The following is a 12735-nucleotide window of genomic DNA, read 5'->3' on the forward strand; positions in this document are numbered from 1 at the left end:
GGCCGGAGCCCGGTTCCGACGCGCCGCTGCCGCGCTCGAAGCGGCGCATGACGCGGGCCTTGTCGGCCTCGAGGATGCCGGGGCCGCGGTCGGCGACGATCACCGCCGCCGCGCCGTCCGCGGTGCGGGCCACGGTCACGTCGATCGCCGCGGCGCTGGTCCCGGCTGCCGCATGGATCATGGCATTCTCGATCAGGTTGCGCACGGCCTCGCGCAGGGCGCCGGCGTCGCCGGTCACGGTCGCGCCCTCGGCCTCCTCCTCGACATCGAAGCGGATGGCGTGGTCGCCGGAAAAGCCGACCGCGTCGTTGACGGCTTCGGCCGCCAGCCGGTCGAGCCGCACGGCCACGCGGCTGCCGATCTGCAGGCGGTTGGCAACGGCGGCATCGGCCAGAAGCTGGGCGGTGATCCGCGCGGCGGCGGCGGCATTGCGGTGGATGCGCGCCACCTGGTCGCGCAGCGCGTCCGGATCCTTCTCGGCCAGCGCGATCTCGGCCATGCCGCGCAGGCTGGCGAGCGGCGTGCGCAACTGATGGGCGGCCTCGGCGATGAATTCCCGGTTGCGGTCCAGCGTCTCGCGCAGGCGGCCGACGAAGCGGTCGAGCGCCTCCACCAGCGGCGCGATCTCGGCCGGCATGGAGGGCGGGTCGAGCGGGCCGAGATCGGCCGGATCGCGGCGCTTGACCATGGCCTCCAGCGTCGCGAGCGGCCGGAGGGCGAGGCGGATCGAGAAGGGGATCATCACCACGCGGCGAGACACACCGCCAGCAGCGGCAGCAGCGCATAGGTGCGGATCTCGGCCGCCAGCGCCTCGCGGCTCTCGCGGGTCTCGGCGACGACGACGACGATGCGGCGCGGCTCGCCGCCGGCGCTGATCAGCCGGCGGGTGGCGGCGGCGCGCACCGGCTCGCCGAGATGGCGGCCGTCGGCGAAGGCCTGGTCGGTGCCGTGGGCGAAGGCAAGGCCGGGCATCAGGTCGGGATAGCCGGTGATGGTCGCCCCCGGCTCCTCGGTGACACGGTAGAAGATGCGGTCCTCCTTGCCGATCGACAGCATGGAAAAGGCGGGGATCGGCATGTCCACGTCGATGCGCGTGCCGTTGATGCGGATCGCGTCGGCGATCGACTGGGCGGAGGCGAGCAGCAGCCGGTCATAGGCCTCGTTGGAGGCGCGCTCGGAGAAGGACAGGACGACCAGCGCCATCAGGCCGAGGAAGGCGAGCACCGACAGGCCGCCGGCGATCGCCAGCCGGCGCTGGATCGAATGGCCGCGCGCCAGCCCCCGCATGCCGCCAGCCGCCTGTCCGCTTGCCTTTTCGCGTGTCTCTCCGCCTTCGCGGGTCGTGTTGGCCGGAAACGCACTCACCGCGCTTCCTCCGCCACGTAGCCGAGGCCGCGGATCGTGCGGATCTGCAGGCTGGCGCCCTCCAGCTTGCGGCGCAGGCGCGAGACGTAGAGCTCCACCGCGTTGAGGCCGATCTCCTCGTCGAGGCCGACGAGGTGGTCGAGGATCTGCTCCTTGGCGAGCACCCGGCCGCGGCCGACGATGAAATACTCCAGCAGCCGGTATTCGCGCGCCGACAGCTCCACCGGCCTGCCATCGACCAGTGCCCTTCGGCTGTCGGCGTCGAACAGGAGGTTGCCGACCACGACCTTGCCGCCGGAAAAGCCGAAGCGGCGGCGCTGCAGGGCGGCGAGCCGCGCGTCGAGCTCGCGCAGGTCGAAGGGTTTCACCAGATAGTCGTCGGCGCCGAGCTGGAAATGACGGATCTTGTCCTCGATCTCGCCGCGGGCGGTCAGGATCAGCACCGGCACCGGGTTGTCGCGGGCCCGCAGGCTTTCCAGAACCCGCGTGCCGCTTTCGCCCGGCAGGTTGAGGTCGAGCAGCACGGCGTCGAAGTCGCCGGAGACGGCCAGATGCAGCGCGTCGGTGCCGCTCTTCACCCATTCCACGACATGGCCGCCGCGTCCGAGATGACGCTCGATGGCCTGACCCAGATCCTCCGCATCCTCCGCCAGCAGCAGGCGCATGCCGTCCGTCCCCGCGTCTCTCCCGGCCACGCGGCGCTCCGGCCGATGGTCCCGATCATGTGTGGCCCGCCGCCGCATCCGTGGCACAGACTATCATAGGGCGGGGCCGCGGCCGGCGCGAGACGCCGGCCTGCGGCCGGCATGCAGGCGGCCCGGCATCTGCATGCCGGAAAATAACGTCTTCGCAGGTGCGAACACGGGAGGGGCTTCGGGAATTGATCATTGCCGCAGCCTCTCGAGGGTCTTCCATGCCGAAAGATATGCCACAGCGCCTCATCGAATCCGGGTCCGATGCCGACCTCGGTGCGACCTTCGACGGAGAGGGCACGAATTTCGCCCTGTTTTCCGCCCATGCCGACCGTGTCGACCTCTGCCTGTTCGATCCGGACACGGGGGTCGAGACCGACCGCATCCCGCTGCCGGACTACACCAACGAGGTGTGGCACGGCTATCTGCCGGGCGTCGGCCCGGGCACCCACTACGGCTACCGGGTCCACGGCCCCTTCGAGCCGGAGGCGGGCCACCGCTTCAACCCGAACAAGCTGCTGATCGATCCCTATGCCCGCCTGCTGCATGGCACGGTCGACTGGTCGCCCGACCATTTCGGCTACACGCTCGATTCGGAGGAGAAGGATCTCTCCTTCAACGACGCCGACAGCGCCGCCCGCATGCCGAAATGCGTCGTCGTCGATCCCGCCGCCCGCGACGGCGCCGAGCATCCCAAGCCCCAGGTGCCGTGGGCGCAGACCATCTTCTACGAGACCCACGTGCGCGGCTTCACCAAGCTGCATCCGGCGATCCCGGAGAACCTGCGCGGCACCTTCGAGGGCATGGGCCATGCGGCGATCGTCGACTACGTGAAGAGCCTCGGCGTCACCTCGATCGAGCTGATGCCGGTGCATGCCTTCCCGGACGACGCCCATCTCCACGACAAGGGCCTCAGCAACTTCTGGGGCTACAACACCATGGCCTTCTTCGCGCCGGAGCGGCGTTATTTCGGGCCGAACGGGCTGGCCGGCTTCCGCCAGATGGTGCGCGCCTTCCATGACGCCGGCATCGAGGTGATCCTCGACGTGGTCTACAACCACACCGCCGAGGGCAACGAGCTCGGGCCGACCCTCTCCTTCAAGGGGATCGACAACTACAGCTACTACCGCACCATGCCGGGCGAGCCGCGCTACTACATCAACGACACCGGGACCGGCAACACGGTCAACACCTCGCATCCGCGGGTGCTGCAGCTGGTGCTCGATTCGCTGCGCTACTGGGCGAGCGACATGGAGGTAGACGGCTTCCGCTTCGACCTCGGCACCATCCTCGGCCGCGAGCCGCACGGTTTCGACCAGCGCGGCGGGTTCTTCGACGCGGTCGGCCAGGATCCGGTGCTGCGCAAGCTCAAGCTGGTCGGCGAGCCGTGGGACATCGGCCCCGGCGGCTATCAGGTCGGCGGCTTCCCGCCCGGCTGGGCGGAGTGGAACGACAAGTATCGCGACACGGTGCGCGACTACTGGAAGGGCACCGAAGGCGTGATGGGCGACCTTGCCGCCCGCGTCACCGGCTCGGGCGACGTCTACGACCTGCGCGGCCGGCGGCCGTGGGCGGGCGTCAACTTCATCACCGCCCACGACGGCTTCACCCTCAACGACCTCGTCTCCTATTCCGACAAGCACAACGACGCCAACGGCGAGGACAACAACGACGGTCATTCCGACAACCGCAGCTACAATCACGGCGCCGAGGGGCGACCGAAGACGCGGGCATCCGCGCGATCCGCGAGCAGCAGAAACGCAACCTGCTTGCCACGCTGCTGGTGTCGCAGGGCACGCCGATGATTCTCGCCGGCGATGAATTCGGCCGGACCCAGCAGGGCAACAACAACGGCTACTGCCAGGACAACGAGATCTCCTGGGTCGACTGGGAGGGCATCGACGACGACGGCCGGGCGCTGACCGACTTCGTGCGGCGGATGACGGCGATCCGTCATGCCCAGCCGCTGCTCCACCGCGCCAGCTGGCGCGACGGCATGATCGTCACCTGGCTCAACCCGTCGGGCGGCGAGCAGACCCATGAGCAGTGGGAGGACGTCGGCGCCAACTCCATCGCGCTGCGCCTGTCGCGGGCCGACCTCGCCCATCAGGACGTCTGGTCCGACGTGGTGATCTGCTTCAACGCCCACGACGGGACGGTGCCCTTCGTGCTCCCCGAGCGGGCCGAGGGCGTGTGGACGTCGGTGATCGACACCGCCGCGCCCGACGGGCCGGAGGTCGTCACCGCCGGCGGCGAGATCGTCGAGCTTGCTGCCCGCTCCCTGATGCTGTTCGTCTGAGGAGCCCGGGCATGAGCGAAACGTCCTCTTCCGTCGCCCGTCCCGTCCCGCGGGCCACCTACCGCCTGCAGCTCAACGCCGACTTCGGCTTCCGCGAGGCGGCCGCCGTCGTGCCCTATGTGGCAAGGCTCGGCGTCAGCCATGTCTACGCCTCGCCGTTCCTCAGGGCCCGCCCGGGCAGCACCCACGGCTATGACATCGTCGACCACGGCGAGCTCAATCCGGAGCTTGGCTCGAAGGCCGACTTCGATGCCTTCGTCGAGACGCTGCGCGCCCACGAGCTCGGCATGGTGCTGGACTTCGTGCCCAACCACATGGGCATCGGCGGCAGCGACAATCCCTACTGGCTCGATGTGCTCGAGTGGGGCCGCTCGTCCGACTATGCCGGCTGGTTCGACATCGACTGGTTCCCCGAGGCGCCGCATCTCGAGGGCAAGGTGCTGATCCCGGTGCTGGGCGACCACTACGGCAAGGTGCTGGAGAGCGGCGGCCTCGAACTGCGCTTCGATGCCGAGGAAGGTTCGATCGCGCTCTGGGCCTACGGCACCCACAAGCTGCCGATCCATCCGGACTGCTACGGCGCCGTGCTCGGCACCGGCCATGCCGCGCTCGAGCGGCTCGGCGACGCCTTCACCCATCTCAGCGCCTACCATCCGCACGAGCAGCGGCGGGCGCGCGAATTGAAACGCGATCTGGCGCGCCTCGCCGCCGATCCGCAGATCCGGGCGGCGATCGACGCGTCGCTCGCCGGCTTTGCCGGGCGCGAGGGCGATCTCGACAGCTGGTCGCGGCTCGACCGGCTGGTCGAGGAACAGGTCTGGCGCGTCGCCTTCTTCCGGGTGGCGGCCGACGACATCAACTACCGCCGTTTCTTCAACGTCAACGAGCTCGCCGGCATCCGCATCGAGCACGAGGAGCTGTTCGAGCATGCGCACCGGCTGGTGTTCGACCTGATCGGGCGCGGGGTGCTCGACGGGCTGCGCATCGACCATATCGACGGGCTGCTCGACCCGAAGACCTATTGTCACCGCCTGCGCCAGCGCGCGCCGCGGCCGATCTGGCTGGTGGTGGAGAAGATCCTCGCCGAGCACGAGACCCTGCGCGCCGACTGGGGCACCGACGGCACCACCGGCTACGAATTCGCCAACCTTCTCACCGGCCTCCTGACCGATCCGGCCGGCGACGCCCGGATCACCTCCTTCTACCGCAGCTTCACCGGCGAGCGGGCGCGCTTTTCGGAGATCGTGCGCGCCTCGAAATTCGCGATCATGGACGACGAGATGGCGAGCGAGCTCAACACGCTCGCCCGCGACGCCGCCCGCATCGCGCGTTCGGGTCCGCGCACGGCGGACTTCACCCAGAACGTGCTCCGGCGGGCGCTGAAGGAGATCGTCGCCGCCTTCGAGGTCTACCGTACCTATGTCACCGAGGACGGCACCTGCGCGCAGGATCTCAAGGAACTGGACGGCGCCATCACCCGCGCGCGGCGCAACGCCCGGGCGCTCGACCCGTCGGTGTTCGATTTCCTCGGCAGCCTGCTCAGCGCGCGGCTGACGGCGGCGCCCGGCAGCGGCTACAGCCGGCAGGAGGTGCTGGCGTTTGCCATGCGCTTCCAGCAGTACACCGGCCCGGTGATGGCCAAGGGGCTGGAGGACACGGCCTTCTACCGCTTCAACCGCTTCGTCGCGGCCAACGAGGTCGGCGGCGAGCCGGCCGAGCCGACCACGACCATCGAGGCGTTCCACACGGCCAATGCTAGGCGCCTTGCCGAGACGCCCGGGGCGATGCTCGCCACCTCCACCCACGACACCAAGCGCGGCGAGGACACGCGGGCGCGGCTGGCGGTCCTCGCCGAGGTCGCCGACGAATTCACCGCCGCGGTGACCGAATGGTCGGCGATCCTGGCCGGCGAGGGTGCCGGGACCGCGGGCGGGGAGGGCGGCGAGTTTGCCCGCAACGACGAATATCTCCTCTACCAGCTGCTGATCGGCGCGTGGCCTTCCGAGGCCGAGGTCGACGATGCCGCACTCGGCGACTTCCGCGCCCGCCTCTCGGGGGCGATGCTGAAGTCGGTGCGCGAGGCCAAGGTGCGCAGCAACTGGGCGGCGCCCGACACCGACTATGAGGCCGTTGTCGAAGCCTTCATCGAGCGCGCCTTCGCCTCGGCCCCGTTCCGCGCCGCCTTCCTGCCGTTCCAGAAGCGGATCGCCCGGCTCGGTGCCGTCAACTCCTACGTCCAGACCGTGCTCAAGCTGACGGTGCCCGGCGTGCCGGACATCTACCGCGGCGCGGAACACTGGGACCTCAGCCTGGTCGATCCGGACAATCGGCGGCCGGTGGATTTCGAGCTTCGCCAGCGCCTGCTGGACGATCCATCGGCCCCTGCGGCCGCCGAGGCGCTCGGCGACGGATCGGCCAAGCTCAGGGCGATTGCCGCGCTGCTGGCGCTTCGCGCCGAACGGCCGGCGCTGTTTGCCGCCGGCGACTACCTGCCGCTGGACACAGGCTCCGACCAGATCATCGGCTTCGAGCGGCGGCATGGCGCCGAGCGCCTGATCGTTCTCGCCCGGCGGTTCCCCTCGCGCGGGGTCCCGGCCGGAACGCCGGCGATCGCCGGCACCGGTGCCGCGCGCCTCGTGCTCGGCGCCGGCACGGTGGACCTTTCCGCCGGTCCGACGCCGTCCGAGCTTCTCGCCGACCTGCCGGCGGTGGTGCTGCTGGCCGGCGTGGACGTGGCGGCGGGCGCCGCGCCGTCCTCCGGCGTGCGTGCCCTTGCCAACGCGGATGAAGACGCATGAGCGGCGCACAGGTGAGCGTGGAAAAGACCGGAGACCGATCGATGACGGACGACACTGCCGCGCGGCGCCGCGTGCACACGATGCCGTTCGGAACGGTGATCGAGGACGGCGAGGTGCGCTTCCGCTTCTGGGCACCGCTTGCGGCCTCGGTCACGGTGGCGATCGAGGGCGCGCCGTCGGTGCCGATGACGGCGGGCGCGATGGCTGGCACGAGGCGCGCGTCTCCGGCGCGGCCGGCCTGCGCTACCGCTTCGTCCTGCCGGACGGAACCGCGGTGCCGGACCCGGGTTCGCGCTTCCAGCCGGACGACGTGCTCGGCCCGAGCGAGGTGGTCGATCCGGCCGCCTTCGCCTGGGAGGATGCCGGCTGGACCGGCCGGCCGTGGCACGAGGCGGTGATCTACGAGCTTCACGTCGGAACCTTCACGCAGGAGGGCACCTTCCGCGCGGTGATCGACCGACTCGACCATCTCGTCCGCCTCGGCGTGACCGCGATCGAACTGATGCCGGTCGGCGAATTCGGCGGCACGCGCAACTGGGGCTATGACGGCGTGCTGCCCTATGCCCCCGACGCGGCCTACGGCCGGCCGGAGGATCTGAAGGCGCTCATTGCCGCCGCCCACGCGCGCGGGCTGATGGTGCTGCTCGACGTGATCTACAATCACTTCGGTCCGGAAGGAAACTTCCTGCCGCTCTATGCCCCGGCCTTCACGCCGCGGCACAAGACGCCCTGGGGCGACGGCATCGACTACGACGGTCCTTCGAGCCGGCCGATGCGCGACTTCGTCGTCCACAACGTGCTCTACTGGCTCGAGGAGTTTCATTTCGACGGCCTGCGGCTCGATGCGGTCCACGGCATCATCGACGACAGTCCGGTGCATCTTCTGGACGAGATCGCGACGCGCGTCGCGGCGATGGCCGATGGCCGGCAGATCCATCTCGTCCTCGAGAACGAGGAAAACGACCCGGCGCTGCTGGCGCGCGATGCCGGCGGCCTGCCGCGCCGCTACACCGCGCAGTGGAACGACGACGTCCACCATGTGCTCCACACCGCCGCGACGGGCGAGAGCGCCGGCTATTATGCCGACTACATCGGCCGCAGCGACCTGCTCGGCCGGGCGCTCGCCGAAGGGTTCGCCTTCCAGGGAGAGGAGATGCCCTATCGCGGCGCGCCGCGCGGCGAGGCAAGCGGACACCTGCCGCCCACCGCCTTCGTCGCCTTCCTGCAGAACCACGACCAGATCGGCAACCGCGCCTTCGGCGACCGCATCACCAAAGCCACCCCACCCGAGCCGGTGCGGGCCGCGGCCGCGGCCTATCTGCTGTCGCCGCAGATCCCGATGCTGTTCATGGGCGAGGAATGGGCGGCCTCGACGCCGTTTCCCTTCTTTGTCGGCTTTTCCGGCGATCTGGCGGACGCGGTGCGCGAGGGGCGGCGTTCCGAATTTGCCCGCTTCCCGGAATTCCGGGATCCCGAGCAGCGCGAGACCATTCCCGATCCGGTGGCCGAGACCACCTTCCGCTCGGCGGTGCTCGACTGGGCGGAGACGATCCGCGAGCCCCATGCCGGCTGGCTGGCCTGGTACAACCGCATCCTCGACGCGCGCCAGCGCCATGTGACGCCGCTGCTGGCGGATCTTGCCGGCGGCGACAGCCAGTTCGAGGTGATCGCGCCGGGTGGCGTCGCCGTGCGCTGGCGCCTCGCCGGCGGGGCGATGCTGCATCTCCACGCCAATCTCACGGGCGAGACCATGGACGGCTTTCCCGAGGCGCCCGGCCGGTCGATCTGGATCGAGGGCCGGGAAGGCGCCTCGGCCGGCGAGCTCGGCCGCTGGTCGGTGCGCTGGAGCGTGGAGAACTGACGGGGCTCCCCCCGCCATCTTCCCGGCTCAGTGCGGGGCGTCCGCCGGCACCCCCGGCGCGGCGCCCTTTTTCGCCGGGGCCTTCAGGAGCAGGAGCAGCGGCACGGCGGCGAGCGTGACGAACATCATCAGCTTGAAGTCGTCGAGATAGGCGATCATCGCCGCCTGCGCGCTGACCATGCCATCCAGCACCGACAGGGTCGCCGGATCGGTGATCGAGCCGCCGAGACCCTCGATGAGGCCGCGCACCGCCGGGTCTGTGGCGGTGACATGGCCACCGAGCACCGCGTGGTTGATCTGGATGTTGCGGGTCAGCAGCGACGTGACGATCGAGATGCCGATCGACGAGCCGATGTTGCGCATCAGCGAGAACAGGGCGGTGCCGTCGGTGCGGTAGCGCGGGGCGAGGGTGGCGAAGGTCATGGTCGACAGCGGCACGAACACGAGGCCGAGGCCGAGGCCCTGGATCACGCCGCTTTCCACCAGCGGCCAGGCGTCCATCTGCGGCGAGAACTGCGTCATCATGTGCAGCGACCAGGCGGTGAGGCCGAGGCCGACGAGGATCAGCAGCCGCGCGTCGATCTTCTGCACCAGTCGCCCGACCAGCAGCATCGAAATCATCGTGCCGACGCCGCGCGGGGCGAGCACGAGGCCCGTGGTGGTCGAGGAATAGTCGAACAGCCGCGACAGCATGGGCGGCAGCAGCGCCATGGTGGCGAGCAGGATGATGCCGACGACGAAGATGAAGACGAGGCCGGTGACGAAGTTGCGGTCCCTGAAGATGCCGGGATGGATGAAGGGGTCCTTCGCGGTCAGCGTGTGGACGGTGAACATCCAGAAGGCGGAGACGGCGAGCGCCAGTTCGAGGACGATCTCGCCGGACGCGAACCAGTCGAGCTGTTCGCCGCGGTCGAGCATCATCTGCAAGGCGCCGACACCGAGCGAGAGCAGGGCGAAGCCGAGGAAATCGAAGCCGCGCAGGCGCTTGCCCACGGCGGGCATGAATCCGGCGATGCCGAGGAAGGCAAGGAGGCCGACCGGCACGTTGATGTAGAACACCCAGCGCCAGTCCAGCACGTCGGTCAGCCAGCCGCCGAGCGTCGGGCCGAGGATCGGGCCGACCATGATGCCGGCGCCCCACATGGCCATCGCCTGGCCGTGCTTTTCCTTCGGGTTGATGTCGAGCAGCACCGACTGCGACAGCGGCACCAGCGCCGCGCCGAACACGCCCTGCATCAGCCGGAACACCACCATCTCGGCAAGGCTGCCGGACAGGCCGCAAAGCATCGAGAACAGGGTGAAGCCGCCGACCGAGATCAGGAACAGCCGCTTGCGGCCGAGGCGATCCGACAGCCAGCCGGTCATCGGCGTCATGATCGCGGCGGCGACGATGTAGGAGGTCAGCACCCAGTTGATGCTGTCCTGCGAGGCGCCGAGGCTGCCGCGCATCGACGGCAGGGCGACATTGGCGATGGTGGTGTCCAGCACCTGCATCACGGTCGCGAGCATGATCGAGAGGGTGATCAGCCCGCGGTTGGCGACCTCCCCGTCCCGGGGCGCCGCCGGGGTGGCGGCGGCGGTCATTTCGCGGTCACCTCCGCGGCGCTGGCCGCCTCAAGGCCGACGGCGTCGAGGGCGGTGCGGATCGGCGCCGGCAGCGGGCGCTGCCAGCCGGTGTCGACCTCGGCAATGGCCGAGAGGCCCGAGGCCAGTTGCCGGGCCATGCCCTGATCGTCGAGGGCGATGCGGACCGGCACGCGCTGCACGACCTTGACCCAGTTGCCGGTGGCGTTTTCCGCCGGCAGGATCGAGAAGATCGAGCCGGTGCCGGCGCCAAGGCTCTGGACGGTGCCGGTCACCGCCATGTCGGGATAGGCGTCGAAGGTGAGGGTCACCGCGTCGCCGACGGACATGTGGGTCAGCTGGGTTTCCTTGAAATTCGCCTCGATCCAGGTGTCGCCGGTCTCCACCAGGCTGGCGACCGCCGTGCCCTCGCTCAGATACTGGCCGACCTTGAGGCTGCCGACCTCGCTGACGATGCCGTCGGCGGGCGCGGTGACGGTGGCATGGGCGAGATCGAGCCGGGCCTGGTCGAGGGCGGCGGCGGCCTGCAGCACCAGCGGATGACGGTCGACGTCGATGTCGGGATCGCCGCCAAGGCCGGAGAGGGCGGCATTCACGCTCTGCTCGGCCTGGATGAGGGTCTGGCGGGCGTCTGGAGGTCGTGGCGGGCGGTATCGAGGGTCGCCTGCGAGGCGGTGCCGGCGGAAACGAGCTTCTGCTGCCGGTCGAACACGGTCTGCTGGTAGCCGACCGTGTCGGTCGCGGCTTTCTGCGCCGCCACCGCGTTGCGCCAGGCGGCCTTCAATTGCTGGACGTCGAGCCGGGCGGCGGCCAGCGCCGCTTTCTTGGCCTCGACCGCGATCCGGTATTGCGCGTCGTCGATCCGGAACAGGACGTCGCCGGCCTTCACCGGCTGGTTCTCGGCCACGGCCACATCGCGGATGCGGCCGGCGACGTCGGCGCTCACGGTGACGATGTCGTGCTTCACATAGGCGTTGTCGGTCTCCTCGAAGCGACCGCCGGTCGCCCAGACATAGCCGCCGCCGACCGCGATCAGCAGCGGCAGCGCCAGCATCAGCGGCCAGCGCAGACGGCCGCCCTTGCGCGGCGCGGGCTCCGTGGCTTCGGCGGGGGCGGCCTCGGCGACAGCCGTCGCCGGCGTCTCGGGCGCGGCTTCGGGCGCCGGTGCAGGCGCCCGTTCAGGGGCGAGCGCGGCGGGGAGGGGGACGTCGGGGTGGTCTGTTCGGCGGTGGCCATGGCGGGTGCCTGGAATCGGAAATCATGCGGTGAGGTGGAGGCGCGGCCGGGGGGGCGCGGGGCCGTCGTCAGGCGACGGCGCGGCCGATCGTGGCCGACGGCTCGGCGGTGTCGCCGGCCGTCGGCGGGGCCTCGGAGAGATTGGCGTTGCAGCGCTCCAGCAGCGTCATCAGCGTGCCGCGTTCGGCCGCGGAGAAGCCGGCGAAGGCCTCCTCGAAGACGCTGTCTGCGGCGTGGCGGATCGCGGCGAAGGCGGGGCGGGCCACGTCGGTCATGAAGATCCGGCGCATGCGGCGGTCGTCCGGGTCGGCGCGGCGCTCGACCAGGCCGCCGGCCTCCATGCGGTCGACGAGGCGGCAGACCGAGATCGGCTCGAGATCGAGCCGCTCGGCGATCGTTGCCTGATTGCTGCCGTCGTCGCGCGACAGCACGGCCAGCAGCTGCCACTGGGCGCGGGTCAGGCCGTGCTGTGCGGCAATCCGGTCCAGCCGCCGCCGCATCTGCCGGGTGGTGTCGTGGAGGAGATAGCCGAGGGTTCTGGTGGGGTCGTTCGTCATGAGGCGAATATGATGTGCATGCTTACGATCATCAATACTGGTCGTAAGGTATTCATATCATATTGGCGTGATCGGGGGTCACACGATCCCGTCGGGCCGTGAGATGGTGAACCGAAGGTTCAGACCGGGCAGGAAGCAGCCAGAGGTGGCTTTCCCCTCGCCCTTCGAGACAGGCGCTTCGCGCCTTCCTCAGGGTGAGGGCAAAGAGCAAGCCACTGCGTCAAATGTGAAAATCCCGAAGGGCTCATCCTGAGGAGGGCGCGAAGCGGCCGTCTCGAAGGACGAGGCCGGGCGCGCGGAGTGTCGAAGGCCGCATCACCATCGGGCCGCAGGGTCATCCCCG

Annotated in this window: 8 protein-coding genes and 2 pseudogenes; 3 read left to right on the forward strand and 7 right to left on the reverse strand. The window is 69.9% G+C overall.

Annotated features, from left to right (window positions below; translation table 11 throughout):
• From A6302_RS22350 to A6302_RS16800, 3 genes are all read right to left on the reverse strand, one after another.
• Nucleotides 1–742, reverse strand: a 742-nt coding sequence (locus A6302_RS22350; protein ID WP_245294117.1) for a HAMP domain-containing sensor histidine kinase, incomplete at its 3' end; no start/stop codon positions are given.
• Entirely contained in the window at nt 742–1365 is a 624-nt protein-coding gene (locus tag A6302_RS16795) for a sensor histidine kinase N-terminal domain-containing protein (protein WP_069308003.1), read from the reverse strand. The genes A6302_RS16795 and A6302_RS22350, both read right to left, overlap by 1 nt.
• Entirely contained in the window at nt 1362–2060 is a 699-nt protein-coding gene (locus tag A6302_RS16800) for a response regulator transcription factor (RefSeq protein ID WP_245294115.1), read from the reverse strand. The genes A6302_RS16795 and A6302_RS16800 overlap by 4 nt, the downstream gene beginning before the upstream one ends.
• A gap of 230 nt (nt 2061–2290) precedes the next feature.
• Between A6302_RS16800 and glgX the strand changes: the two are divergent.
• From glgX to treZ, 3 genes and pseudogenes are all read left to right on the forward strand, one after another.
• Nucleotides 2291–4356, forward strand: a pseudogene (glgX, locus tag A6302_RS16805) (glycogen debranching protein GlgX).
• An 11-nt stretch (nt 4357–4367) separates the two neighbouring features.
• Complete coding sequence (treY, locus tag A6302_RS16810; protein ID WP_069308005.1) at nt 4368–7154, forward strand: malto-oligosyltrehalose synthase; 2787 nt, start codon at nt 4368–4370, stop codon at nt 7152–7154.
• 41 nt (nt 7155–7195) lie between these two features.
• Nucleotides 7196–9015 (forward strand): annotated as a pseudogene (gene treZ, locus A6302_RS16815) (malto-oligosyltrehalose trehalohydrolase).
• A gap of 27 nt (nt 9016–9042) precedes the next feature.
• Here treZ and A6302_RS16820 read toward each other — a convergent pair.
• The 4 genes from A6302_RS16820 to A6302_RS16835 form a co-directional block, all read right to left on the reverse strand.
• A complete protein-coding gene (locus A6302_RS16820) occupies nt 9043–10599 on the reverse strand; it encodes a DHA2 family efflux MFS transporter permease subunit (protein ID WP_069308007.1) in 1557 nt (518 codons plus the stop codon).
• Complete coding sequence (locus A6302_RS24780) at nt 10596–11195, reverse strand: HlyD family secretion protein (protein WP_069308008.1); 600 nt, start codon at nt 11193–11195, stop codon at nt 10596–10598. Before A6302_RS24780 ends, A6302_RS16820 begins: the two co-directional genes overlap by 4 nt.
• Nucleotides 11192–11653 (reverse strand): HlyD family secretion protein, encoded by a 462-nt coding sequence (locus tag A6302_RS24785; RefSeq protein WP_069308009.1) that lies wholly within the window; start codon nt 11651–11653, stop codon nt 11192–11194. The genes A6302_RS24780 and A6302_RS24785 overlap by 4 nt, the downstream gene beginning before the upstream one ends.
• Before the next feature lie 250 nt (nt 11654–11903).
• Nucleotides 11904–12392 carry a MarR family winged helix-turn-helix transcriptional regulator gene (locus A6302_RS16835; RefSeq protein ID WP_069308010.1) on the reverse strand — a complete coding sequence of 163 codons (489 nt, stop codon included), beginning with the start codon at nt 12390–12392 and terminating at the stop codon, nt 11904–11906.
• Between the last annotated feature and the right edge of the window lie 343 nt (nt 12393–12735).

The sequence above is a fragment of the Methylobrevis pamukkalensis genome (assembly GCF_001720135.1).
GTDB classification, from domain to species: Bacteria; Pseudomonadota; Alphaproteobacteria; order Rhizobiales; family Pleomorphomonadaceae; genus Methylobrevis; species Methylobrevis pamukkalensis.

Coding starts and splice junctions, on each gene's coding strand:
- A6302_RS16820 (WP_069308007.1), bottom strand. CDS start 10,599: ATGACCGCCGCCGCCACCCCGGCGGCGCCCCGGGACGGGGAGGTCGCC.
- A6302_RS16835 (WP_069308010.1), bottom strand. CDS start 12,392: ATGACGAACGACCCCACCAGAACCCTCGGCTATCTCCTCCACGACACC.
- treY (WP_069308005.1), top strand. CDS start 4,368: ATGAGCGAAACGTCCTCTTCCGTCGCCCGTCCCGTCCCGCGGGCCACC.
- A6302_RS24785 (WP_069308009.1), bottom strand. CDS start 11,653: ATGCTGGCGCTGCCGCTGCTGATCGCGGTCGGCGGCGGCTATGTCTGG.